This window comes from Pseudonocardia spirodelae, from assembly GCF_037727765.1.
GTDB classification, from domain to species: Bacteria; Actinomycetota; Actinomycetes; order Mycobacteriales; family Pseudonocardiaceae; genus Pseudonocardia; species Pseudonocardia spirodelae.
Genome location: NZ_JBBJUP010000015.1, coordinates 13,329 through 36,640, shown reverse-complemented (window position 1 = coordinate 36,640; position 23,312 = coordinate 13,329). Strand labels below are relative to the sequence as shown.

General features: G+C 77.0%; 22 protein-coding genes. 10 read left to right on the top strand and 12 right to left on the bottom strand.

The window, feature by feature from the left end:
• Positions 1-73: 73 nt before the first annotated feature.
• Together WJX68_RS18140 and WJX68_RS18135 are read right to left on the bottom strand one after the other, a co-directional pair.
• Positions 74-811, bottom strand: coding sequence for a helix-turn-helix domain-containing protein (locus WJX68_RS18140; RefSeq protein WP_340292502.1), 738 nt, complete (start codon positions 809-811; stop codon positions 74-76).
• A 74-nt stretch (positions 812-885) separates the two neighbouring features.
• The gene (locus WJX68_RS18135) at positions 886-2,199 is read right to left on the bottom strand and encodes an MFS transporter (RefSeq protein WP_340292500.1); all 1,314 of its coding nucleotides are present in this window, start codon (positions 2,197-2,199) and stop codon (positions 886-888) included.
• A gap of 186 nt (positions 2,200-2,385) precedes the next feature.
• Here WJX68_RS18135 and WJX68_RS18130 point away from each other — a divergent pair, with 186 nt between their 5' ends.
• From WJX68_RS18130 to WJX68_RS18120, 3 genes are read left to right on the top strand one after another with little or no spacing between them, the layout of a single operon-like run.
• Positions 2,386-3,633 (top strand): hydantoinase/carbamoylase family amidase, encoded by a 1,248-nt coding sequence (locus WJX68_RS18130; protein WP_340292497.1) that lies wholly within the window; start codon positions 2,386-2,388, stop codon positions 3,631-3,633.
• Positions 3,634-3,655: 22 nt separating this feature from the next.
• A complete protein-coding gene (locus tag WJX68_RS18125) occupies positions 3,656-4,855 on the top strand; it encodes an RsbRD N-terminal domain-containing protein (protein WP_340292494.1) in 1,200 nt (399 codons plus the stop codon).
• A gap of 10 nt (positions 4,856-4,865) precedes the next feature.
• Positions 4,866-5,837 carry a ketopantoate reductase family protein gene (locus WJX68_RS18120; RefSeq protein ID WP_340292492.1) on the top strand — a complete coding sequence of 324 codons (972 nt, stop codon included), beginning with the start codon at positions 4,866-4,868 and terminating at the stop codon, positions 5,835-5,837.
• On the opposite strand, the gene WJX68_RS18115 is transcribed toward WJX68_RS18120, so the two are convergent.
• Complete coding sequence (locus WJX68_RS18115; RefSeq protein ID WP_340292490.1) at positions 5,810-6,784, bottom strand: LuxR C-terminal-related transcriptional regulator; 975 nt, start codon at positions 6,782-6,784, stop codon at positions 5,810-5,812. The two genes, WJX68_RS18120 and WJX68_RS18115, sit on opposite strands and share 28 nt — an antisense overlap.
• Positions 6,785-6,871: 87 nt before the next feature.
• Between WJX68_RS18115 and WJX68_RS18110 the strand changes: the two genes are divergently transcribed.
• A complete protein-coding gene (locus WJX68_RS18110; RefSeq protein ID WP_340292488.1) occupies positions 6,872-7,330 on the top strand; it encodes a cupin domain-containing protein in 459 nt (152 codons plus the stop codon).
• Positions 7,327-8,604, top strand: a complete 1,278-nt coding sequence (locus WJX68_RS18105) for an aspartate aminotransferase family protein (RefSeq protein ID WP_340292486.1) — start codon at positions 7,327-7,329, stop codon at positions 8,602-8,604. The genes WJX68_RS18110 and WJX68_RS18105 overlap by 4 nt, the downstream gene beginning before the upstream one ends.
• Positions 8,605-8,637: 33 nt before the next feature.
• Here WJX68_RS18105 and WJX68_RS18100 read toward each other — a convergent pair whose 3' ends face one another.
• The gene (locus WJX68_RS18100; protein ID WP_340292484.1) at positions 8,638-10,176 is read right to left on the bottom strand and encodes an acetyl-CoA acetyltransferase; all 1,539 of its coding nucleotides are present in this window, start codon (positions 10,174-10,176) and stop codon (positions 8,638-8,640) included.
• The gene (locus WJX68_RS18095) at positions 10,173-11,315 is read right to left on the bottom strand and encodes an NAD(P)H-dependent flavin oxidoreductase (protein WP_340292482.1); all 1,143 of its coding nucleotides are present in this window, start codon (positions 11,313-11,315) and stop codon (positions 10,173-10,175) included. Before WJX68_RS18095 ends, WJX68_RS18100 begins: the two co-directional genes overlap by 4 nt.
• 60 nt (positions 11,316-11,375) lie before the next feature.
• Between WJX68_RS18095 and WJX68_RS18090 the strand changes: the two genes are divergently transcribed.
• Positions 11,376-12,002 carry a TetR/AcrR family transcriptional regulator gene (locus tag WJX68_RS18090; RefSeq protein ID WP_340292480.1) on the top strand — a complete coding sequence of 209 codons (627 nt, stop codon included), beginning with the start codon at positions 11,376-11,378 and terminating at the stop codon, positions 12,000-12,002.
• On the opposite strand, the gene WJX68_RS18085 is transcribed toward WJX68_RS18090, so the two are convergent.
• Positions 11,987-12,679: a DUF899 domain-containing protein gene (locus tag WJX68_RS18085; RefSeq protein ID WP_340292478.1), complete on the bottom strand. Its 693-nt coding sequence runs from the start codon at positions 12,677-12,679 to the stop codon at positions 11,987-11,989. The genes WJX68_RS18090 and WJX68_RS18085 overlap by 16 nt on opposite strands.
• A gap of 289 nt (positions 12,680-12,968) precedes the next feature.
• On the opposite strand from WJX68_RS18085, the gene WJX68_RS18080 reads away from it, so the two are divergent.
• On the top strand, positions 12,969-14,930 hold the full coding sequence (locus tag WJX68_RS18080; protein ID WP_422785728.1) for a glycosyltransferase family 39 protein: 1,962 nt from the start codon (positions 12,969-12,971) through the stop codon (positions 14,928-14,930).
• A gap of 55 nt (positions 14,931-14,985) precedes the next feature.
• On the opposite strand, the gene WJX68_RS18075 is transcribed toward WJX68_RS18080, so the two are convergent.
• From WJX68_RS18075 to WJX68_RS18065, 3 genes are read right to left on the bottom strand one after another with little or no spacing between them, the layout of a single operon-like run.
• Entirely contained in the window at positions 14,986-15,438 is a 453-nt protein-coding gene (locus WJX68_RS18075; protein WP_340292474.1) for a VOC family protein, read from the bottom strand.
• Between the two features lie 10 nt (positions 15,439-15,448).
• Positions 15,449-16,654: a CoA transferase gene (locus tag WJX68_RS18070; protein WP_340292472.1), complete on the bottom strand. Its 1,206-nt coding sequence runs from the start codon at positions 16,652-16,654 to the stop codon at positions 15,449-15,451.
• 22 nt (positions 16,655-16,676) lie between these two features.
• On the bottom strand, positions 16,677-16,883 hold the full coding sequence (locus tag WJX68_RS18065) for a three-helix bundle dimerization domain-containing protein (protein WP_340292469.1): 207 nt from the start codon (positions 16,881-16,883) through the stop codon (positions 16,677-16,679).
• A 406-nt stretch (positions 16,884-17,289) separates the two neighbouring features.
• On the opposite strand from WJX68_RS18065, the gene WJX68_RS18060 reads away from it, so the two are divergent.
• Positions 17,290-18,333, top strand: coding sequence for a Glu/Leu/Phe/Val dehydrogenase dimerization domain-containing protein (locus WJX68_RS18060; RefSeq protein WP_340292467.1), 1,044 nt, complete (start codon positions 17,290-17,292; stop codon positions 18,331-18,333).
• Between the two features lie 5 nt (positions 18,334-18,338).
• On the opposite strand, the gene WJX68_RS18055 is transcribed toward WJX68_RS18060, so the two are convergent.
• Both WJX68_RS18055 and WJX68_RS18050 read right to left on the bottom strand, forming a co-directional pair.
• Positions 18,339-18,557 carry a hypothetical protein gene (locus WJX68_RS18055; protein ID WP_340292465.1) on the bottom strand — a complete coding sequence of 73 codons (219 nt, stop codon included), beginning with the start codon at positions 18,555-18,557 and terminating at the stop codon, positions 18,339-18,341.
• 7 nt (positions 18,558-18,564) lie between these two features.
• Entirely contained in the window at positions 18,565-19,836 is a 1,272-nt protein-coding gene (locus WJX68_RS18050) for a S8 family serine peptidase (RefSeq protein WP_340292463.1), read from the bottom strand.
• 172 nt (positions 19,837-20,008) lie between these two features.
• On the opposite strand from WJX68_RS18050, the gene WJX68_RS18045 reads away from it, so the two are divergent.
• Both WJX68_RS18045 and WJX68_RS18040 read left to right on the top strand, forming a co-directional pair.
• The gene (locus WJX68_RS18045) at positions 20,009-21,172 is read left to right on the top strand and encodes a hypothetical protein (protein WP_340292461.1); all 1,164 of its coding nucleotides are present in this window, start codon (positions 20,009-20,011) and stop codon (positions 21,170-21,172) included.
• Entirely contained in the window at positions 21,169-22,323 is a 1,155-nt protein-coding gene (locus WJX68_RS18040) for a hypothetical protein (RefSeq protein WP_340292459.1), read from the top strand. The genes WJX68_RS18045 and WJX68_RS18040 overlap by 4 nt, the downstream gene beginning before the upstream one ends.
• Before the next feature lie 13 nt (positions 22,324-22,336).
• Here WJX68_RS18040 and WJX68_RS18035 read toward each other — a convergent pair whose 3' ends face one another.
• On the bottom strand, positions 22,337-23,002 hold the full coding sequence (locus WJX68_RS18035) for an ANTAR domain-containing protein (RefSeq protein WP_340292456.1): 666 nt from the start codon (positions 23,000-23,002) through the stop codon (positions 22,337-22,339).
• Positions 23,003-23,312 lie beyond the last annotated feature (310 nt).

The following is a 23,312-nucleotide window of genomic DNA, read 5'->3' as shown; positions in this document are numbered from 1 at the left end:
CTGCGGGCGGACGGGCGTTATCGGCGCGGGCGCGCGACCGGGGGAGATCCCCATTCCTGATGAGCCCGGCGGCTCACCCCGCCGCCTCCGCCGCCCCGGGCAGGGTCCGAGTGGCGCGCACCAGCACGTCGAGCTGCGCGGGGTTGTAGAGCTCGCGCATCGCCCGGCCCAGGGTCTGCGCGGCCCGCGCGCGGCCCACCGGTGCGTCGTGGTCGGGCGCCCGGAGCCCGGGGTGCGCGTCGTGGATCGCCCGCAGGTAGGGCGCCATCCGGGCGACGAGCGCGTCGCGGGTGGCCTCGTCGGCGTCGGCGGGCAGCGCGTCGAACTCCTGCTGGGCCGGGTCCGGGTGCACCTCGCGCAGCATGTCCGCGACGGCGCGCAGCCGTTCCGAGCCGAGCACCCGCGGCAGGACGACCGACAGCGCCCGGTCCGCGTCCGACATCGGCTGGTCCGTGGCCCCCGCCAGCTCGGTGGGCAGGTCGGTGGGCACCTCGCCGCGCAGGATCGGCCCGAGCTCGGCGCGGGCCCGCTGCAGCCGGTCGATGGTGGCGGCGAGCTCCGCGTCGAGCGCCCGCACCGCCTCCTCGGGGTGGACGTCGTCGTCGAGCGTCCCGGCCACGGTGGTCAGCGAGAACCCCAGGTCGACGAGCCGCTTGATGCGCAGCAGCCGCACCAGGTGCTCGACGCCGTACTGCTTGTAGCCGTTGGCGCGGCGCTCCGGCTCGGGCAGCAGCCCGATCTCGTGGTAGTGCCGCACCGCCCGCAGGCTGGTGCCGGCCAGCTCGGCCACCTCACGGGTGCTCCAGGTCACGACGTCCCCCTCGTCCGTTTCCCGCCCTGTGCCCACCGTGCCGCATCCGGGGCGGGCGTGCGGCACGGGGCGGCTCAGCGGTCCGCGGCGACCACCCGGTCCCGCTCGGCGAACAGGCGTGGCGCGAGCGCCCCGGCACCGGCGGTGACCAGCGAGATCCCGACGAGCAGCAGGGCGGGCATGGCCGAGGAGCCGCCGCCGGCGGCCAGCAGCGCCGTCGCGGCCAGGGGCACGAACCCGGACACCACACCGGCCAGGTTCGACGACAGCGCGACCCCCGAGTAGCGCAGGTGCGCCGGGAACAGCTCGGTGAGCAGCGCCCCGGAGACGGCGTAGGGGACCGACAGCAGCGCGGTCGCCACCGTGACGCCGAGCACGACCAGCACCGGCGAGCGCGAGTCGAGCAGCCAGAACGCCGGGAACGCCGCGACCGCCGACGCGATGCCGCCGGCGACGGTGACCCGCCACGCGCCGTGGCGCTCCGCGAGACGGCCGCCGAGCACGACGACCCCGATCTCGACGACGGCGGCGACCAGCGTCGCGCCCAGCATCAGCGAGCGGGGCAGGCCGAGCGTCGCGGTGCCGTAGCTGATCGCGAACGTGGTGATCAGGTAGAAGCCGCCGACCCCCAGGAACGCCGACCCGGCGCCGACCGCCAGCTGCGGCCAGGCCCGCGTCACGACCTCGCGCACCGGCGACGACGCGCGCTCGTCGGTCTCGAGCATCGTCGCGAACAGCGGCGACTCCTCGACCCGGCGCCGCAGCCACAGCGCGATCCCCAGCAGCGGGAACGCCGCGAGGAACGGCAGCCGCCAGCCCCAGGAGTCGAAGCTCTCCGGCGGGAGCGTCGCCACCGCGAGGAACGCGCCGGAGGACAGCAGGGTGCCGACGGGGGCGCCGACCTGCGGCATCGCCGCGTAGCGGCCACGGCGCTCCGGCGGCGCGTGCTCGACGGCGAGGGTGACCGCGCCGCCCCACTCGCCGCCGACCGCGACGCCCTGCAGCAGCCGGAACAAGGTCAGCAGCAGCGGGGCCGCCAGCCCGATCGACAGGTAGGTGGGCAGCAGGCCGATCAGCCCGGTGACGATCCCGATCATCGTCACCGTGACGATCAGGCAGCGACGCCGGCCGATCCGGTCGCCGAGGTGACCGAAGATCACCGCCCCGACCGGGCGCGCGGCGAACCCGACCGCGAACGACGCGAACGCGGCCAGCGTCGCGACGACCGGGTCGTCGGTGGCGAAGAAGAGCCGGTTGAACACCAGCGACGCCGCGGTGCCGTAGAGGAAGAAGTCGTACCACTCGAGCGCGGTGCCGACGAACGCGCCGAAGGCGACCCGGCGGGCGTCCGCGTCGGTCACGGTGGGCGTGGCGGGGCGGTCGGTCATGGGCGGCCTCTCGCTGCGCGGGCGGGGGACAGGAGTTCCGCACAGCATCCGCAACCCACGTCCGTCTGTGAACAGCCGGACGTCGCGCGTTGCGCCGCGATCGTTGTGCAGATGCACACATCGGGGTCCGGAACACGCGGCGTCCGGGGGCTGCCGCGGCGCCGCCGTCCGTGCTGGGCTGGGGTGGTGACGAGCTTCGCCGAGGACTTCACCGCCCTGTCCGCGATCGGTGCCACCGCCCGCGGCGGGGTGCACCGCGAGGCGGCCTCCGACGCCGACGCCGCCGCCCACGAGTGGTGGGCCGGACGGCTGGCCGCGTACGGCTTCCGCGTCGTCCACGACGGCGCCGGGAACCAGTTCGGGCTGCTGGAGACGACGCCCGGGGCGCCGTACGTGCTGCTCGGGTCGCACCTGGACAGCCAGCCCTGCGGCGGGCGCTGGGACGGCGCCTACGGCGTGCTCGCCGCCGGGCACGCCGCGCTGCGGGTGGCGCGGCGCCGTGCGGGCGGCCCGCCGCCGCGGCACAACATCGCCGTCGTGAGCTGGTTCAACGAGGAGGGGTCGCGGTTCACCCCGAGCCTGATGGGCAGCTCGGTGCACGCCGGGCTGCTCGACGCCGCGACCGCCCTGGACGCCCGCGACCTCGCCGGGGCGCGCGCCGGGGACCTGCTGGCCGCCCAGCACCGGCTCGGCGGCCCGGGCACCGGCGCGCCTGCCGTATCCGACGTCGCCGCCTACGCCGAGATCCACGTCGAGCAGGGCCGGGTCCTGGAGGAGACCGGGACGACGATCGGCCTGGTCGAGGCGACGTGGGCGGCGCACAAGTTCGCCGTCACCGTCGAGGGGGAGCAGTCCCACACCGGGGCCACCCGGATGCACGAGCGCCGCGACGCGCTGCTGGGCGCCGCACACCTGACCGTGCTGGCCCGCGAGCTGTCCGACCGGCTCTCCACCGCGCAGGCGCCGCTGCACACCTCGGTCTCGCAGCTGACGGTGGAGCCGAACAGCCCCGTCACGGTCGCCCGCGAGGTGCGCCTGCACCTGGACCTGCGCTCGCCCGACGAGGCCGTGCTGGAGCGGGCGTCGGCGCTGCTGGCCGAGCGCGTGCCCGGCATCGAGGACGCGGCCCGGGTCGGCATCCGGGTCGTCCGCACCCACCACTGGGGTGTGCGGCCGCTGCCCGCCGCCGGGGTGGACCTGGCCGCCGGGTGCGCGGACCGGCTGGGGCTGACCCACCGCCGGATGATGACCCTGGCCGGGCACGACGCGATCCCGATGAACGGCGTCGTCCCCACCGTGCTGCTGTTCGTGCCCAGCGTCGGCGGGGTCACCCACAACGAGGGCGAGCTCACCCACGACGCCGACGCCGCCGCCGGGGTGGACCTGCTCACCGAGGTGCTCGACCGGCTCGTCGACGGCGTGCCCGTGGGGTGAGCGGGGCTGGCAGGCTCGCCCCGTGGACCCCGCGCCGCCCGTCACCGGACCCGCGACCGACGTCGCGGACGAGGCCGTCTGGCTGCGGCTGGTGGCGCGCGTCCGGGGCCGGGTACCGGACCTCGCCGAGCACTTCCTGCGGCTGCTCGACGACGGCGGGCACTACCGCGTCGAGCCGGTCACCGGCCCGGACCTGCGCGAGACCGCGCAGGAGGCGCTGGCCCTGCTGCTGGACCGGCTCGCCGACCCGGGCCGTCCCGACGACCCCGCCGGCCAGGCCGAGCGGCTCGGGCGGCGGCGGGCCCGCCAGGGCGTCGACCCGGACAACCTCGTGCGGGCCGTGCGGCTCGACTTCCCCGTCGTGTGGTCGGCGCTGCTGGCCGAGGCGGCCGGCGAGCCCGGGGCGGTCGAGGTCGCGGCCCGGCGCGCCGACCGGCTGTGGGCGGTCGTGGACGCCTACGTCCGCCGGGTGCACGTCGCGTTCCTGTCCGAGCGGGCGCTGCTGGCCGAGCAGCACCGCGACGAGCGCCGCCAGCTGCTCGACGTGCTCTTCGCCGCGGGCCCGCGCCCACCGGAGGTCCTCGCGCGGGTGGCCGCCGGGCTGCGCGTCGCCGCCGGGGACACCTTCGACGTCTGCGCCGGGCTCGGCGACGCCGCCGCCACCCTGCGCGGGCGCGCGGCCCGCCTCGACGGCGGCCCGACCGGCCTGTTCCTGCGCGACGTGGAGCTGGGCGTCGTGGTGTTCCGCCCCGCCGCCCCCGACGACGGCCGGGTGCTGGCCCGGCTCACCGACGGCGTCGCGTGCGTGCTCGTCCCGGCGGTCGCGGGGCTCGCCGCGGTCCCGGCCGCGGCGTCGGCCGCCGTGGCCATGGCCCACCTGCTGCCCGGCGACGCCCAGGGCCCGCACGACCCGCACGACATGTGGCCGCGCGTCGCCCGCGCCGCCCTCGACGAGCACGGCGGCCTGCCCGCCCGGGTGCTGGCCGGCCTGGCCGCGGCCCCGCCGGAGGAGGCCGCGGTCCTGCGCACGACCGCGCGGGCCTGGCTGGAGCACGGCAGCGTCACCCGGGTCGCGTCGGCGCTGTACTGCCACCGCAACACCGTCCTGAACCGGATGCGCCGCTTCCGCGCGCTCACCGGGCTGGACCTGGCCCGGCCCCGCGACGCGGCGCTGTGCCTGGTCGTGCTGTCCGCCGGTCGCACGGATCCCGGCGATCGGTGATGCTGGTGCCGTGGCGGTGGTGGTGATCGTCGGATGCGGCGCGATGGGCTCGGTCTACGCCGGGCTGATGACCGACGCGGGGCACGCGGTGCACGTCGTGTGCCGCCGCGGCCCGCACGTCGAGGCGATCGCGGCGCGCGGGCTGCGGGTGACCGGGCACAGCGGCGACCGCACCGTCGTCCCCGCCGGCGCGGTCCGCGACGCCGCCGACGTCGTCCTCGACCGGCCCGCGGACCTGGTGGTCGTCGCGACCAAGGCCTACGACGTCGCCGTCGCCGCACGGTCCTGCGCGCACCTGGTCGGGCCGGACACCGTGGTGCAGACCATCCAGAACGGGCTGGGCTCGCCGGAGGTCGCGGCCGCCGAGCTGGACCCCGGGCGGATCGCGGTCGGCGTCGTCGGCGGGTTCGGCGCGTCGCTGCCCGAGCCCGGCGTGGCCCACCACAACGGCATGGAGATGGTGCGCTTCGGCCCCTGGGACGGCCTGCCCGCGGCGCAGCTGGAGGCCTCGGCCGGGATCTGGCGCTCGTCGGGGTTCTCGGTGGCGCTCTACACCGACCTGGGCCGGATGGTGTGGGAGAAGCTGGTGATGAACGCGGCGTTCTCCGGCCCGACCTGCCTGACCGGGCTCACCATCGGCGGAGTGCTCGAGGACCCCGACGCCTGGGCCGTGGCCCGCGCCTGCGCCGAGGAGGCCGTCGCCGTCGCGACGGCGAGCGGGGTGACGCTGGACGTCGGCGACCCGGTCGAGCACGTCCGCCGCCTCGGTGGCGCGATCCCGCACGCGCGGCCGTCGATGCTGCTCGACGCGCTGGCCCGGCACCGCTGCGAGATCGACGCCATCAACGGCGCCGTGGCCCGCGAGGGCGCCCGGCTCGGCGTCCCGACCCCGGTCAACGACACCGTCACCCGGCTGGTCCGGGCGCGCGAGCGGACCTGGCTGCGCCCCGGCGCTCAGCCGCCCGGGTGCGACCCGGCGTAGTGGTCGAAGAACAGCGCCGCGGTCAGCTCGCCCCGCCCGGACACCCCGAACTTCGCGAACAGCTTCTTCACGTGGTCGAGCACCGTGTACTCGCTCATCCCGCACTCGCGGGCGATCCGCCGGTTCGACGCGCCCCGGGCCAGCGCCGCGAGCACCTCCCGCTCGCGCGGGGTCAGTCCCCTGCTGCGCACCACCAGGTCCGCGACCTGGTGCGGACGCACCTCCTCGACGACGACGGCGAGCGCCCCGCCCAGCGGTGACGCCCGCAGCGACAGCCAGCGCCCGTCGGTCAGCGGCAGGGTCCCCTCCGCCGGGCCGCCCGCCGCGTGCCGGGCCGCGACCGCCTGCACCACCTGCGGGACCGCGGCCGGGCCGAGCAGGGCGCGGGCGTCGTCGGACAGGTCGAGGACCCGGCCGTCGACGGTGGTCAGGACGGTGCCGGCCGGGGCCCCGCCGACCAGGTCGCGCCCGGTCCGCACGAGCGCGTCGCGCAGCGCCTCACCGACCGGCCGGGCGACCGCCGACGCGGCCGCGAGGTCGTCGCCGGTGAAGACACCGCCGGCCCGCAGCAGCACGGCCGCACCCCAGGTCGTGCGGCCGTCGTGCAGCGGGACGCGCAGCTCGTCGGTGAACCCGCGCGGGGCCAGCACCTCGCGGTAGCGCGCGCTCGACGCCGGGTCGCCGGCCGTCGCCGAGCGCAGCCCGGCGGCCCGGCCGGTCGCGGCGACGTCGGTCAGCTTCAGCACGTCGGGCACCCGGTACTCGTTGTCGAACACCGCGTTCTCCAGCGCGACGTCGCGCTCCCCGCCGACGAGCACGCAGTCCGACCACAGCAGCGTCGCCGGGTCCAGCACCGCCCACACCGCGAGGTCGGCGGGCACCGTGCGGGCCAGCGCCGCCGCGGCACGACGGCGTACCGCGACGTGGTCGGGCGGCTCCACCGGCACGGCTACCCCCCTGGAAGCAGGGATGGGACCGGGCCCCGCCGGTTCCTACCGTCGTCCGTACCAGAGACGACGCCACGGAGGCCCACCATGGACGCCCGGATCATCAGCACTGACGACGCCGGCGGCTTCGCCATGCCGCACACCCGCGCCCTCCCGCTCGCCACCGGCGCCGACACCGGCGGCGCCTGGGAGGCACTGGAGCTCACCCTCGGGCCGGGCGCGGCGTCGCCGCCGCACACCCTGTCCGCGGACAAGGTGTTCTACCTGGCCGACGGCGAGCTCGACGTCGAGGTGGACGGGACGACGCACCGGCTGCGCGCGGGCCAGGCCGCGCACGTCCCGGCCGGGGTGCTGCACCGCTACCGCGCCGACACCGCGGCCCGGCTCCTCGTGCTGGTCACCGGGGCGGGCCAGGTGTCGTTCCTGCGCGGCATGGGCGCGCTCGGCCAGGACGGCCCGCCGTCGCCCGACGCCGTGGCCGCGCACGCCGCGCGGCACGGAGTCCGTATCGCGACGCCGCCGCGGCTGCCAGACTCCCGGGGATGACCGAGCACCTCATCCGCTACTCCGGCCGCGGCGGCTTCAGCCCCGAGGTGATCGCGCACGCGCGCGGCACCACGATCACCACCGAGAGCGGCCGTGAGCTGCTCGACTTCACCTCCGGGCAGATGAGCGCCATCCTCGGCCACTCCCACCCGGAGATCGTCGCGACCGTCCGCGAGCAGGTCGGGCGGCTCGACCACCTCTACAGCGGGATGCTGTCGCGCCCCGTGGTCGAGCTGTGCGAGCGGCTGTGCGCGAGCACCGGGCTGGACCGGGCGATGCTGCTCACCACCGGCGCCGAGTCCAACGAGGCCGCGATCCGGATGGCCAAGCTCGTCACCGGGCGGCACGAGATCGTGTCCCTCGTCCGCTCCTGGCACGGCATGACCCAGGCCGCCGCGAACGCCACCTACGTCGCCGGGCGCCACGGGTACGGGCCCGCCGCGCCGGGGAACTTCGCGCTGCCGGTGCCCGACCGCTACCGCCCCGACCTGCTCGACGCGGCCGGGGAGCTGGACTGGCGCCGCCAGCTCGACCTCGGGTTCGCGCTGGTCGACGCGCAGTCCGTCGGCAGCCTCGCGGCCTGCATCGTCGAGCCGGTGCTGTCCTCCGGCGGGGTCGTGGACCTGCCGCCGGGCTACCTCGCCGCCCTGCGCGACAAGTGCCACGAGCGCGGGATGCTGCTGATCCTCGACGAGGCCCAGACCGGGCTGTGCCGCACCGGCGACTGGTACGCCTTCCAGCGCGACGGCGTCGTCCCCGACATCCTCACGCTGTCCAAGACGCTCGGCGCGGGGCTGCCGCTGGCCGCGGTGCTCACCACCGCCGAGATCGAGGAGACCGCCCACGAGCGCGGGTTCCTGTTCTTCACCACCCACGTCAACGACCCGCTCCCGGCCGCGGTCGGCACCACCGTGCTCGACGTGCTCGAACGGGACCGGCTCGACGTCGCGGCCCGGGAGCTGGGCGAGCTGCTGCAGGGCGGCCTGCGCGCGCTGGCCGCCGAGCACCCCGCGATCGGCGACGTCCGCGGGCGCGGCCTGCTCGTCGGGCTGGAGCTGGACGCCCGCGACGGCGACGCGCTCGGCGCCGCGGTCACGGCCCGCTGCGCGGAGCTGGGCCTGCACATGAACATCGTGCAGCTGCCCGGCATGGGCGGGACGTTCCGGATCGCGCCGCCGCTGACCGCGTCCGCCGCGGAGATCGGCCGTGGTGTGGAGATCCTCGGGACGGCCCTGTCCCAGGTCACGACCGGCGCGGCCGCCGTCCCCGGGTGACCCCGGACCGGCCGGGTGCCGGGGCGCCCCGGGTCAGCGCGGTGTGACGGTCGTCAGGTCGCCGTCGGGCCGCACCCGGACCGCCGCACCGGCGGGCTCGCCGTCGAGCAGCTCCAGCAGCTCCTCGCCGGTGCCGCAGGCGACGCACCGCGCGCCGCCGTCGTCGAGCCGGGCGACGACGACCGCGTGCCGGCGACCCCCGCGGTCGTGGCGCACCGTCCAGGTCTCGACCGTCGCCGCGCCCTCGGCGCCGGCGGTGGCGGCCGGGACGGCGGGTGCGGCGTCGAGCCGGGCCTGCAGCGCGGGGGCGTCGTCGTCGCGCCAGGGCGCCGGGCGGGTCGAGTACACCCCGGCGGAGTACTTGGACAGGAACCCGCCGTTCGCGCCGAGGAGCCCGTAGGCGCCCGGCGCGGCACGCAGCCGCCGCACGGTCCCGGCGACCGCGTGCATCGCGTAGTCGTTGCCGGGGCCGCCGAAGAACGGCAGCCCGCCGGTGACGGTGAGCCCGCGCGGGTCGTCGGCGGCCAGGCCGAGCGGGTCGGCGACCGCGGTCACCGCGACCGGGAAGCACGAGTACAGGTCGATCGTGGCGAGCTCGTCCACGGTGGTCCCGGCGAGGTCGAGCGCGTGCCGGACGGCGGCCTCGGCGGCGGGGGAGGCGCCCAGGTCGGGGCGGTCGAGCAGGGGCTGCTCGGTGAGGTCGGCGTGGCCGTGCAGGAACACCCACCGCTGCGGGTCGATGCCCAGGTCCTGCGCGGTGCCGACGGAGGTCAGCACGACGGCGGCACCCTGGTTGACCTGGTCGCGCGACACGAGGAACCGCGGGTACGGGTCGGCGATCATCCGGTTGCGGTCCCCGGCGGTGACCAGCTCGGCGGCCGTGCGCACCCGCGGTGCGGCGGCGTGCGGGTGCCCGGCGGCGACCCGGGTGAAGGGGGCGAACAGCTCGCCCATGCCGCGTGCGTACTGCGCGCGGCCCAGCCCGAGCCGCGCGCGGCGGGCGTTCTCGCACAGCGCGTAGTACGCGGCCGGCGACAGCACGCCGTGCGCCTCGGCGACCGGGCTGCGCAGCGCGTCGCCCCGGCCGCGGTCCTCCAGCGTGCCGCCGACGGTCTCGGTGAAGTCCGGCCGGTCGCCCTCGGGCCTGCCGAGCAGGTCGCGCACGGTGGAGATCGCCTCGGCGCCCACCAGCAGCACCGCGCCGGCCCCGCCGCGGGCGATCGCGCCGGCGAACTCGGTGACCAGCCGCTGCGGGGACTGCCCGCCGACGACGTCGAGCACCGCCCGCGGCGGGTCGGCACCGATGCGGCGGGCGACCGCGCGCGGGAAGTTGTCGGCCCGGCCCAGCGGCGCGACCGCGCCGGGCACCGACATCTCGAACTGCCGCACCCCGGCGACGACGGTCAGGGCCGCGGCCACCGCGGCCGGGTCCGCCCCGGTGTCGGCGAGGGCGGCGGCGGCCGCGGCGGCACCGAGCCCGACCGGGGACAGCGCCGCGTAGCCGGGAGCGCCGATCCGCTCCGAGGCCTCCCCGACCCCGACGACGACCGGGGTGCGCGGGTCGAGGCTCATCGTGCGGCCCCGTCCCGGACCAGCCCGGACAGCGCGGCGATCCGGGCCTCGCAGTCGCGCGCCATCGTCCGGGTGATCTCGCCGGCGCCGCGCAGCTCGGTGAACGCGCCCACGACCTGCCCGACGAAGAACGACTGCAGCTCCTGCGCGCCGGGGTTCCCGGCGTCGGCGGCGGCGTCGATGCTCGACCAGGCCTGCAGGGTCAGCAGCGGCTGCAGCGGCATCGGCAGCGGGGCCGGGGCGCCGGGTGCGTCCCAGGCGTCGTGGTAGGCGCTGCGCAGCTGGCGGGCGGGCTTGCCGGTGCGGGCGGGGGAGCGGACGGTGTCCCCGCTGCCGGCCGCCAGGAACTTGCGCTTCACCGACTCCGGGGCGACGTCCTCGACGCTGGACAGCCACACCGAGCCGCACCACACGCCGGCGGCGCCGAGCGCGAGCGCCGCGGCCATCTGGTCGCCGGAGGCGATGCCGCCCGCGGCGAGCACCGGCCGGTCCCCGGCGACGCCGACGATCTCCGGGGTGAGCACGGTCGTCGCGATCGTGCCGGTGTGCCCGCCGGCCTCGGTGCCCTGCGCGACGAGCACGTCGACGCCGGCCGCGAGCTGGCGTTCGGCGTGCCGGCGGGTCCCGACCAGCGCGGCGACGGCCGTCCCGGCCGCGTGCGCGCGCTCCACGAGGTGCGGCGGTGCGGTGCCGAGCGCGTTCGCGACGAGCGCGGGCCGGTGGGCGAAGACGACGTCGAGCTGCGCGTCGGCGCCGCGGCGGCTCATCCCGGCGGCGATCGCGTCGCGGCCGGGGTCGGCCGGGACCTTCGGGATGCCGTAGCGCTCGAGCAGGTCGTCGACGAAGGCGAGGTGGCCGGGCGGGAGCTGCGCGCGCAGCGCGGCGACGAGATCCTCCCGGTCGGCGTCGACGTCGGCGGTCCGTTCCGGCACCAGCAGGTCGACACCGTAGGGACGTCCGTCGAGCTGCTCGGAGATCCAGTGCAGCTGCGCGTCGAGCTCGGCGGCGGTGTAGGAGACCGCCGCCAGCACCCCGAACCCGCCCGCGCGGCTCACCTCGACCACCACCGCGGGGGACCGGTTGAACCCGACGATCGGGTGCTCGACGCCCAGCAGGCCGGTCAGCGCTGTCCTGATCACGGCGCCGATCCTATTACGGACGGGAACCGTCCAGAAAGGGTCCCTGGCAGGATCCCCGCCGTGTCCACGTCACATCCACCCGCGCCGGCGCCACGCCGCAGCGGACGTCCCCGCGACCCGGACGTCGACCGGCGCGCTCTTGCCGCGGCCCGCGAGGTCTACGGCGAGCGCGGCTGGACCGGGCTGTCGCTGGAGGAGGTCGCGCGGCGCTCGGCGATCGGGAAGGGGTCGCTGTACCTGCGCTGGCCGACCCGGGCGGCGCTGCTCGTCGCCGCCGTCCGGGACCGGGCGCGGTTCGTCGCCGACATCGACACCGGGTCGCTGCGCGAGGACCTGGTGACCTTCGCCGAGCAGTGGGCGGCGTTCGCCGCGAGCGACGACGGCCGCCTCGTCGAGCGCCTGCTCGTCGACGCCCACCGCGTGCCCGAGATCCGCTCCGCGCTGACCGAGGACGCCTACCCCGAGCACGTCCGCGGGGCGCGGGCGATGGTGCGGCGCGGCATCGACCGCGCAGAGCTTCCCGCGGGCACCTCCGTCGCGCTGGTCGCCGACCTCGTGGCGGGGGCGGTGCGCAACCACGTCGCGACCACTCCCGCGCACCTCGCCGCGGGCGACGACCCGCACGCGTACGCGGTCGCCGTCGTCGACACGGTGCTGGCCGGGGTGCGGGCTCAGGGCCGCCCGTAGGCGGCGGCGATCTCCTGCGGGCCCGCCCACCGGCTGTAGGTCGGGCCCTGCGGCCAGCCCTGCGGGGAGTCCTGCCAGACCTCCTGGCGGCCGTAGGGCAGCAGGTCGACCAGCGGGAACAGGTACGACAGCTGCTCGGTGCCGCGACCGTCGGTGTGCCAGGTGCGGAACACGCGGTCGCCGTCGCGCAGGAAGACGTTGACCGCGAACCCGCCCCCGGGCGGGGCGTCGACGTCGCTGCCGAAGCTGCTGTGCGCGGTGGAGTACCAGCTCATCGTGTTGCCGACCCGGTCCCGGTAGGCCAGTGCCTCCTCGATCGGACCCTGGGTGACGATGACGAACCGGGCGTCGAACTTCTCCAGGCCGGCCAGGCGGGTGAACTGCGAGGTGAAGCCGGTGCAGCCGCCGCACTGCCACTCGGCGCCGTCGTGCCACATGTGGCTGTAGACGATCAGCTGCGGGTGCTCGCCGAAGATCTCGGCGAGGCGGACGGGGCCGTCGGGCCCCTCCAGGACGTAGTCGGGCATCTCGACCATCGGCAGCCGGCGGCGGGCGGCGGCGATGGCGTCGAGCTCGCGGGTGGCGGCCTTCTCCCGCACGCGCAGTGCGGCGAGCTCGGTCTCCCAGGTCGCGGGGTCGACGACGGGCGGAAGGGCGGTGCTCTGCTCGGTGCTCATGAGGGTGGTGACCGGTGTCGCACCCGGAACTCATCGCTCACAGAGCGCCCACAGGAACCGGACAGGGACGCGACAGCGCCCGCGCCGAGGGTGGGTCCCGGCACCGATCCGCGACCCGCAGGGAGCACCCGTGACGACCACGACGCCGGCCCGCCCGGCCCCGGGACGGCACCGCGCCGCCCCGGCCGACCCGCCCGGCCCGTCCGGGGCCGGTGCGCCGGACGGGCGTCCCGCCCGCCGGCCCGCCGCAGGTCCGCCCGGATCACCGCCCGGCCGCGTCGCGGCGTTCCTGCGCGGGCGCCCCGCCGACCCGCGCTGGGCCCGCCCCGGGCTGCTCGCGCTGCTCGCCGGCACGGCGCTGCTCTACCTGTGGGACCTGTCGGCGTCCGGCTGGGCCAACGAGTTCTACGCCGCCGCCGTGCAGGCGGGGACGCAGTCGTGGAAGGCGTGGCTGTTCGGGTCGCTGGACTCCGGCAACGCGATCACCGTCGACAAGCCGCCGGCCTCGCTGTGGGTGATGGTCGCCTCCGCGCGGCTGTTCGGGTTCTCGGCGTGGAGCGTGCTGGTCCCGCAGGCCCTGATGGGGGTCGGCGCGGTGGCGCTGCTGCACGCGACGGTGCGGCGCTGGTCCGGGCCGGGTGCGGCGCTGCTCGCGGGCGCGGCGCTGGCGCTGACACCGTCGGCGGTGCTGATGTTCCGCTTCGACAACCCCGACGCGCTGCTGACGCTGCTGCTGGTCGTCGCGGCCTGGGCGACCTCGCGGGCCGTCGACGCGGCCCGGGTCCGGACGGGCACCTGGTGGCTGGTCGCGGCCGGGTCCGCGATCGGGTTCGCCTTCCTGACCAAGATGGGGCAGGCGCTGCTGGTCGTGCCGGCGCTCGGGCTGGTGTACCTGGTCGCGGGCGCGCCGCGGCTGCGGACCCGGATCGTGCAGCTGCTCGGCGCGGTCGTCGCGATGGTCGTGTCCGCGGGCTGGTTCATCGCGCTGGTGGAGCTGTGGCCGGCCTCGCAGCGCCCCTACATCGGCGGGTCGACGACCGACTCGCTGCTCGAGCTGGCACTGGGCTACAACGGCATCGGACGGCTGCTGGGCGGCTCCGGCAACGACGGCGGTGGCGGCGGGGGCGGCAACACCGGCTTCGGCGGGTCCGCCGGGCCGCTGCGGCTGTTCACCGGTGAGCTCGCCTACGAGATCTCCTGGCTGCTGCCGGCCGCGCTGGTCCTCCTGCTGGCCGGGCTGTGGATCACCCGGCGGGCGCCCCGCACCGACCGGAGCCGGGCCGCGCTGCTGCTCTGGGGCGGCTGGACGCTGGTCACCGCCGCGGTGTTCTCGATGATGAGCGGCACGATGCACCCGTACTACACGGTGGCGCTGGCGCCGGGTGTCGCCGGTGTCGTCGCCGTCGGGGGCGTGCTGCTGTGGCGGGAGCGGGCCGCGGGGTGGGCGCGCGCCGTGCTCGCCGTGACGGTGCTGCTGACCGGCGGCTGGTCGTTCGCGCTGCTGCTGGCGAGCTCGGAGTCCTTCACGTGGCTCGCGTGGCCGGTCGGGGCGCTCGCGCTCCTCGCGGCCGGGCTGGTGCTCGTCCCGGGGCGGGGGCGGGCGGTGCTGCGCGCCGGTCTGGTCGCTGTGCTGCTGACCGGGCTGCTGGGGACCGGTGTGTACGCGGTGGCGACGGCGTCGGCCGCACACAGCGGCAGCATCCCGTCGGTGGGGACGGTGTCGAGCTCCTTCGGGACCTCCTCGGGTGACAGCGGGCCGGGCGGGGCCGGGGGCCCGGGCGGCGCGCCGCCGTCGGGCGCCCGCCCGGACGGCTCGGCCGCGGGCGGCACCGCTCCGCAGGACGGCACGGCGCCGGGCGGCACCGCCGCGGACGGCGGCACCCCCGGCGGTGGCGCCGGCGGTGGGGCGGCCTCGGCCGAGCTGACCGCCCTGCTGTCCTCGACCGGTACGACCTGGTCGGCCGCGGTGTCCACCTCGCAGACGGCCGCGTCGCTGGAGCTGGCCTCCGGGACGGCGGTGATGTCGACCGGCGGCTGGTCCGGCAGCGACTCGGCCGTGACCCTGGCCGAGTTCCAGGCCGACGTGGCCCAGGGCCGGATCGCCTACTACGTCGCGGCGAGCCAGGGCGGCGGCCCCGGCGGCGACGCGGACTCCACGAGCAGCGGGATCGCGGCCTGGGTCGCCGAGCACTACACGGCGACGACGGTCGGCGGGCAGACCGTCTACGACCTGTCCGCGCCGACGTCCTGACCCGCACGGTGCCGCGCGCGCACCCGCCGGGCGGCGGGTGCGCGCGACGGCGCGCCTACACTCCCCACTTCTCCCGCACGGAGCTGAACACCTTCTGCCCGTGGGAGAACTCCACGACGTTGCCGTCCGGGTCGGTCAGCGCGCAGATGTAGCCCACCGGCCCCGGCATCTGCCGCGGCTCCCAGTGCAGGCACCCGGCGGCCCGCCCGCGCTCCGCGGCGGCGTCGACGTCCGCCCGGGACGGCACCTCGATCCCCAGGTGCGCGAACGGCCGCAGCAGCCCCAGCTCCCCACCGGCCTCCGCGTCGAAGGACACCAGGACGAGCACCATCGGCGTCTGCACCTGGCCGGCGTTGGACAGCCAGGCGCTGCGCCCGGCGTCGTCGGCGAAGCGCTCGACGAGGGTCAGCGGCGTCATCGTCGTGTAGAACGCGATCGCGGCGTCGAGGTCGCCGGTGGGCAGCGCGAGATGGGTCCACCGCGCCTCGGTCAGCTGTCCGTCCGTCACGGGGGACTCTCTACCCGACGACGCCCCGGTCGTGCAGCCCGCCGATGGTGCGCGCGTCGAGCCCGAGGACCTCGGCGAGCACCTCGTCGGTCTCCCGGCCCAGTGCGGGGGCGTCGCCGGCGTCGCCGTGCTCGGTGTCCCAGCGGATCGGCGAGCGCGCGGTGATCCCGCTGCCGCCGCCGGGCAGGGCCAGATCGGCGAGCAGCGGGTGCCCGCCCGCGTGGTGCTCGGCGGCGACGTGGGCCATGCCCTGGTAGCGGCCCCACAGCACGCGGGCCCGGTTCAGCTCGGCCTCGACCGTCGCCGAGTCCCGGGCGGCGAACCACGGCCGCAGCACCGCGGCGATCGTCTCGCGCAGCCGGTACCGCTCGGTCTCCGCGGTCAGGTCGGCGTCCAGCGCGGGCTCCAGCGCGGCGAACACCTCGCCGGTGCCGGTCACCGACACCAGCGCCGTCCACTGCGCCGGGGTCAGCGCGACGACCATCACCCGGTCGCCGTCGGAGCAGGCGAAGTCGACGCCGAAGCTGCCGTAGACGTGGTTGCCGTGCCGGGGCCGGTCGTGGCCGCGCTCGTGGGCCTCCGACAGCCAGCCCAGGTTCGCGACGCCGGCCAGCGCCACGTCGGACAGCGCGATCTCGGAGTACACCCCGGCGCCGGTGCGGGCCCGCTGGTACACCCCGGCCAGCACGGCGGTGGACACCGACATGCCGGTCACCAGGTCCCACGCGGGCAGTACGTGGTTGACCGGGGCCGCGCCCTCCTCGCTGCCGGTGATCTGCGGGATCCCGACCTCGGCGTTCACGGTGTAGTCGACGGCCGGGCGGCCGTCCGGGTAGCCCTGCACGCGGACGTGCACGAGGTCGGGGCGGCGCGCGACGAGCACGTCGTTGGCCATCCAGCGCCGCCCGACGACGTTGTCGATCAGCACGCCGCGGTCCGGTCCCGGCGCCGTCGCCAGGGCCAGGACGAGCTCGCGGCCCTCGTCGGAGCGCAGGTCGACGGTGACCGACCGCTTGCCCTTGTTCAGCGAGGCCCAGTAGTAGGAGTCGCCGGTGCCGTGCCCGGCGGCGGGCCAGCGGCCGTGGTCGGGCCCGCCGCCCAGCGGGTCGATGCGGATCACCGCGGCGCCGAGCTGGGCGAGCGTCATGCCGCCCGTCGGACCGGCGACGAAGCTCGCGCACTCGACGACCTGCAGACCGGACAGCGGACGCGACATGCGCCCATCCTGCCCGGCGGGCTCAGAGATCGTCGATCAGGCGCTGGCGCGCGAGGCGCTCGACCATCTCGGGCAGCGCGGCGGCCGGGACGGCGTCGAGGTCGCGGCGCGACCCGCGCACGACGTGGTCGACGAGGTCGTGCGGGAACCGGCCGGCGAACTCGGCGGTGAGCCGCTCGACGGCCCCGCGGACGGTGGGGTCGGAGGGAGGGTGGACAGAGGCCTGCACAGTCGTGTCGTTCCGTTCGAGAAGGTGTCCGGCCCGCGGCGTGCTGCCGCGCCGCGCGGTCGCGCGGTGCCGGTACGGCGTTCGTGGCACCGGTCGTGGCCGGGGCGCCGGTGGGCGGCTCCCGGGGACGGTCCGGGCGGTTCGTCGCTGATCGCGGCCGGAGTGTTACCGGGTGCGGCCGACGAACGGGCGACACCGTAACCGACGGCGGACCCGGCCGTCGACCCGTTTCCCGGTGCAGGCCTGCGCGTTGCGGCCGTCCTGCGCAACGAACGACCGGCAGATCGACGAAGGCGTGCTCTCTGTTGCGTCTGCAGCCCCGGAACGCGGCGCGACGTTGCGTTCCTCGGGGCCGGCGCGGTGGGCTTGTCGCGACCCGACACGACCGTCTCACCGCGGAGATCCCATGAGCATCCTCGACGCCCTCGACGCCGACGACTTCGAGCAGCTGACCCTCGTCCGGGACCCGGAGTCGGGCATCCGTTCCGCGGTCGCCGTCCACGACACCACGATGGGCCCGGCCCTCGGCGGCGTCCGGATGCGCCGCTACCCGAGCCACGCCGACGCCGTCCGCGACGCGATGGCGCTGGCCCGCGCGATGACGGTCAAGTCCGCGCTGGCCGGGCTCGACCTCGGCGGCGGCAAGAGCGTCATCGACGCCGAGCCGACCCGGGCGAACAAGGACCGCTTCCTGCCGGTGCACGCCCGCCACGTCGCGTCGCTGGGCGGGCGCTACGTCCCGGGCGCCGACATGGGCACCGACGCCGCCGACATGGACGTCCTGGCCAAGCACGTCCCGGTCGTGTCGAGCCGCCGCGACCCGTCGCCGTTCACCGCGCGCGGGGTGCTGCGCGCCGTCGTCGCGACGCTGGAGTGGAGCGGCACCGGGCTCGAGGGGCGCCGGGTCGCCGTGCAGGGGCTCGGGAAGGTCGGGCGCTCGCTGGTCGGCCTGCTGCGCGACGCGGGCGCCACCGTGCTCGTCGCCGACGTCGACGACGCCCGGGTCCGCGAGGCCCGCGACGTCGCCGGTGCGGTCCCGGTCGGCGTCGGGGAGATCCTCACCGCCGACGTCGACGTGCTCTGCCCGTGCGCCGCCGGCGGCGTGCTGACCCCCGCCGTGGTCGACGGGCTGCGCGCCCGCGCGCTGGTCCCGGGCGCGAACAACCCCCTGTCCGGCGACGCCGTCGCGGCCGCCCTGCACGCCCGCGGCGTCGCGCACGTGCCCGACTTCGTCGCCAACGCCGGTGGCGTCATCGCGTGCGAGGCCGAGGTGCACGGCTGCGACGACGGCATCGAGGCCAAGATCGAGGCGATCGGCACGACCGCCGTCGCCGTCCTCGACGCCGCCGCCCGCCGCGGCACCGACACCGTCGCCGTCGCCCACGAGCTGGCCGCCGAGCGGCTCGCCGCCCGCGCGGCGGGCCGCCCGGCGTTCCCCGCCGTCGTCTGAGCCGGTCAGGCGTCGCGGTCGAGCCGCACCTCGCGGTCCGGCTCGACCGCGGCCACCCCGGTCACCCCGCGCAGCGCCTCGGGGTCGGCGCACGTCCCCACGACGACGCCGATCCCCGACAGCACCTTCTCCACGGCCAGCCCGGCCGCCGCGCAGGCCCGCGCCACGTCGTCGGCGGTGTGCCCGTCGGCGACCGACACCAGCAGCCGCCCGGTGGTGGTCATCGCGCCGTCACCGCCCCGGCGCCCGGACGAGGCCCGCGCCGACGTCGCCCGAGGGCAGCGTCAGCCGCTGCGCGGACTGGGTGAGCCGGGTCCACAGGTCCCGCCCGCGGGCCCCGGTGCGCTGCGACCACAGCGCGGCGATCCCGGACACGTGCGGTGTGGCCATCGACGTGCCGGAGATCGTGTTGGTGCGCTGGGGCATCGGCCACGACGAGTAGACGTCCACGCCCGGACCGGCGATGTCGACCTGGCCGCCCTCGACCGCGGAGCTCGCCGCGGAGAAGTCCGCGATCGCCAGCGCGGCGTCGACCGCGGCCACCGCCATGATCGACGGGCTGTTGGCCGGGACGCCGACGAACCCGACGTCGCCCGCGGAGCGCTGCGCGTTGTTCCCGGCCGCGGCGACGATCAGCGTGCCCGCGTCGAGCGCCCGGCGCCCGGCGTTCTCGTACGCCGCGGAGACCTCGTTCAGGTCCGCGCCCAGCGACATCGACACGACGTGCGCCCCGCCGGCGATCGCCCACTCGATGCCCTCGAGGATCCCGGCGTCGGTGCCGGAGCCGTCGTCGCCCAGCACCTTGCCGACCATGATGCGGGCCTCGTGCGCGATCCCGTAGCGGCGCCCGGACCCGGGGGCCGACGGGCCGCACGAGGTGCCGATGCAGTGCGTGCCGTGGCCCTGGACGTCCTGCACCTCCTGGCCGTCGACGAACGAGCGGGACTCGATCTCCCGGCCGCCGAAGTCGGGGTGGGTGAGGTCGAGGCCGGTGTCGAGGACGGCGACGGTGATCCCCGCGCCGGTCTCGGCGGCGGCGTCCGCGCCGGTGGCCTTGAGCCCCCAGGTGGTCCGGTCGTCGTCGGCGAACTGCGCCGGGGCGGGGGTGTCGGCGGCCGCGGCGCCCGCGGCCTTCTCGGCGAGGACGCCGGCGGCGTCGGCGAAGCCGCGCAGGTAGTCCGCGGACAGCCCGCCCGGCGACGTACCCAGCGCGCGCAGCACCCGCTCCGGCTCGACGGCGACGAACCGCCGGTCGTCCCGGACCGCCCGCAGCCGTTCCGGTGCGAGCTCGGCGACCGCGACCCCGAGCCGCGCGAACAGCGTCGGGCGCACGCCCGGGCCCGCGTCGCGGCTGCTCGTCACCTCGGCGAGCCCGGTGATCTCCGCGACCGCCGACCGGGCCGCGTCGTCGTCACCGGTCAGGTCGTCGCTCAGCACCAGCAGGTAACGGCCGGTGAGCGTGCCGCCGACGCGGCCGGGCACGGTCGCTCGGGGGTCCGTCATGTCGCCTCCGTTGATCGACGTCGTCGTCACTCATCGTGCCGTACCCGTGACCCGGTCGCAGCGCTGCTCCGGACGGAGCAGTCATCAACTCTGGGGACCGCGGGTAACGACGGCGCCCCCGGTGGCGGTGGTCGGGAGGAACCGACCGCCGAGAACGCCGTGAGGAGCAGCCGTGAGCACCCGGACCGTCCCGGACCCCACCGTCGCCGTCGAGATGCAGCTGCGCGCCCCGGAGCGCGCCGCGCTCGCCGCGTGGCGGGTCGTGCTGCTGCGCCGGACCGCCGACCTCGGCCCGGACCCGGCGGGCGCGCGCCTCGCCGGGGCGGTCGCCGAGCTGGTCCGCGCCCTGGCCGAGGCCGCAGGCGACGGTGTCGGGCGGGCCGCCGCGGCCCGGGCCGAGCTGCTCGACACCGACCCCGAGATGCGCCCCGCGATCGCCGAGTGGCTGGCCCCGGAGCTGAGCGCCGACGTCGCCGGGCGGTCGCGCGCGATGCTGGTGCTGATCGACCTGTGCCTGTCCGGGCGGGACGCCGCCGGTCCGCGCAGCCGCCCGGTCCGCGCCGTCGCGACCGAGGCGGCCGCCGCGCTGCCGGAGACCAGGCCGTCGGACCTGGTCCGGATCGAGCGGGAGATCACCGCGACCGTGCGACGGCTGCGGCTGCGGTCGGTCCGCAAGCGCCGGGTGGTCGTCGGGGCCGCCGCCGGGCTCGGGGCCGGGGTCGTCGCGGCGGGTCTCGCGGCGCCGGTGGTCGCCGGGCTGGTCGTCGCAGGCTCCGGGCTGTCCGGCGCGGCCGCGACGTCGGCCGGGCTGGCGGCGCTCGGCGGCGGCTCGCTCGCCTCCGGTGGGGCCGGGATGGCCGGCGGGATGATGCTGCTGAACTCGCTCGGCGCGCTGCTCGGGTTCGGCGCCGGTGCGGCCGGGTCGCGGCTCGGCGGCTGGAGCGACGGCGAGCTCGAGGCCGGGCTGATCCGGCTCGGCGTCGTGACCGAGCTGGTCCTGCGGGCCGAGGAGGGCGACGACGAGGCGGCCCGCCGGGTCGTGCTGGCGCTGCAGGAGCGGCTGGCCGCGGTCGGCGCGCGGCTGGAGGAGCTCGCCGAGCGGCTGGCGCAGGAGCGCGAGCGCAGCAGCGAGCTGCGCGCCGAGCTGCTGCGGGAGCAGGAGCGCTGTCGGCGGCTGCGGGACGTGATCGAGACCGTGGTCGAGCGGCTCGCGGACGGTGTCCCGCAGCTCGGGGCGGCCCCGCTGCGCGACGGGACCGACGGGACCGACGGGACCGACGGCACCGACGGCACCGACGGCACCGACCGCACCGACCGCACCGACAACGCGGCATGACCGGTCGGGACGTGCTGCGCGCCCTCGACACCCAGAGCCGTCTGCTCGGCCGGCTCGAGGCGGCCACGGAGGCGCTGCTGGCCGAGCGGGACCCGGGCCCGCCGACATCCCGCCCGGCGCCGGCGGCCGGCTTCGACGACCTGCTCCGCGACGGCGACCGGGCCCGTGCCGAGCAGGGCTGGACCGAGGTCGACCTGCTCGCCGCACTGACCTCGGAGCAGCGGGCCGCGCTCGACACCTGGGCGGCCCACCGGCGGATCAGCTGGGGGGCCGACGACCTGGCCGTGGTGGGTCTGGCCGTCGCTCTCGGGGTGGCGGCGACCGTGCTGGACACCCGGCTCGACGACGCCGTGCGCAGCGGCCTGGGCCGGCTCCGGCACACCCGCACCGTGCGGGGCTGGGAGCGGCGCGGCCGCGGCCTGCCGATCGACCACACCGGGACCGGGTTCGGCGGACCCGACCACCGGATCCGCTCGGCCGGTCACGACCTCGCCCGGCCGCTCGCGGCGCTGCGGCAGCTGCTGCGCGGCGAGTTCACCGGGTACCGGTGGGAGCACGGCGTCCGTCGCCGCGTCGTGACCCCACCGGGTGCCTACACCCCCTCGGCCTCGTTCGCCGCCGCGCTCGGGGACTGGGCCGCGCACCTGGCCGCCGACGTCGTGACGCCGATGGGTCTGCCGCTGCCCGGCATGACCTGGCTCGCCCAGGCCCCCGACCGGGCGGTGCGGACGTTCGCCCAGACCGCCTACCGCGGTGACTCCCGCGGCGGCGGGCTGAACCTGCGCTCCGGTGCGCTGACCCCGGCCCTCGTCGTGCTCGCGGTGGAGACGGTCGTCCGCACCCACGTGCACGCCCGGGCGGCGGCCGCGACCGGCGGTGCCGAACTCACCCCGGCCGGGCGGGCGCAGCGCGAGGAGCTGCTGCTCGTCGCGCACGGTGCGGTCGCCGCGGCGAGCTGCGGGCGGGCTGCGGCGGCCGGCCTGTCGGGGGGCCCGGCCGTCCCGGTGGCGGCGGCCCGCGCCGCCCGGCACGTGAACGTCCCGGCCCTGGTCCGGTCCGGCGCGCTCGCGGCCGGCGTACACGCCGACGCGCGGGCGCGGGCGCGGACCCGGGCGCCCGGCTGGAGCGAGCTGGCCGCCCGGACGTCCTGACCCGCGGCGGCCCTCACCCCCCGACGGTGTCGGCGAGCAACGCCTCCGCGACGACGTGCAGCTTCACGTTCGTCTCGTGCGACAACCGGCGCAGCAGCGCGAACGCCTCGTCGGCCGAGCACCCGCGCTGGGCCATGAGCGCGCCCTTGGCCTGCTCGATGCTGGCGTGGCGGGCGAAGCGGGCCCGCAGGTGGGAGTTCTCCCGCTCCAGCGCGCGGGCCAGCGCGGCCGCGGGCAGGTCGGCGCCGTCCGGGCCGGGGGAGAGCAGGCCGGTGACGTCCTCGGCGTGGTGCAGCACCCCGATCACGCGGCCGTCCGGGGACACCAGCGGCGAGTTCACCGTCACCCACACCCGCTCGACGAAACCGGGCGCACCGGCGGGGGCCGGCACGTCGTGGCGGCGCACCGGCAGGTGGTCGCGGTGGCCCAGCCGCAGCACCCGCGACAGCGACGCGGTCAGGTCGGCGCTGTCGGTGCCGGGGGCGTCCGGGAACACCTCGGGCAGCGGACGTCCGGTCAGCTCGCCGGGCTCGCGCAGCGTCGCCGCCCGGAAGGCGGCGTTCGCGCCCACCACCGTGAGCTCCCCGTCGAGGACCAGGTACGGACAGCGGGTGGCACGGAACGCGGGATCGTCGCAGCAGGCGCGCAGCACCTGCGCGTCCGAGGACCCGGAAAGCATGTCGACCTCCGCCGCGCCGGAGCGACGGTTCGACGGGTGCCGCGCGAGCGGCACCGGAGGCCCGGCGTGTCCGGCAGATGATGTCTGCGGAAACGGTTCCCCGGGACCAGCCCGGGGATGCCGGGCCGGTTGCTTGACCCTGCGTGCTCGCGCCGCCGGCCGCAGGGCTCGGGGACGCCGGAGAAGACGGTAGGACAGCGTGTCACCGGTGTTGACGGCGGGTGTCCGGTTGGGCCGTGTGCGTCCTGCTGATCCGCCGGACGGACTGACCGATTTCGTCGTTACATAACGCGAGTTACGGTAGGCTGTG

Excerpts from the sequence above, each read along its gene's own strand:
- WJX68_RS18055 (WP_340292465.1), bottom strand. The coding sequence starts at position 18,557 with ATGACCACCACCGGGCGGCTGCTGGTGTCGGTCGCCGACGGGCACACC.
- WJX68_RS18105 (WP_340292486.1), top strand. The coding sequence starts at position 7,327 with ATGACCGAGCACCTCATCCGCTACTCCGGCCGCGGCGGCTTCAGCCCC.
- WJX68_RS18035 (WP_340292456.1), bottom strand. The coding sequence starts at position 23,002 with ATGCTTTCCGGGTCCTCGGACGCGCAGGTGCTGCGCGCCTGCTGCGAC.
- WJX68_RS18085 (WP_340292478.1), bottom strand. The coding sequence starts at position 12,679 with ATGAGCACCGAGCAGAGCACCGCCCTTCCGCCCGTCGTCGACCCCGCG.
- WJX68_RS18060 (WP_340292467.1), top strand. The coding sequence starts at position 17,290 with ATGAGCATCCTCGACGCCCTCGACGCCGACGACTTCGAGCAGCTGACC.
- WJX68_RS18070 (WP_340292472.1), bottom strand. The coding sequence starts at position 16,654 with ATGTCGCGTCCGCTGTCCGGTCTGCAGGTCGTCGAGTGCGCGAGCTTC.
- WJX68_RS18100 (WP_340292484.1), bottom strand. The coding sequence starts at position 10,176 with ATGAGCCTCGACCCGCGCACCCCGGTCGTCGTCGGGGTCGGGGAGGCC.
- WJX68_RS18110 (WP_340292488.1), top strand. The coding sequence starts at position 6,872 with ATGGACGCCCGGATCATCAGCACTGACGACGCCGGCGGCTTCGCCATG.
- WJX68_RS18135 (WP_340292500.1), bottom strand. The coding sequence starts at position 2,199 with ATGACCGACCGCCCCGCCACGCCCACCGTGACCGACGCGGACGCCCGC.
- WJX68_RS18040 (WP_340292459.1), top strand. The coding sequence starts at position 21,169 with ATGACCGGTCGGGACGTGCTGCGCGCCCTCGACACCCAGAGCCGTCTG.
- WJX68_RS18050 (WP_340292463.1), bottom strand. The coding sequence starts at position 19,836 with ATGACGGACCCCCGAGCGACCGTGCCCGGCCGCGTCGGCGGCACGCTC.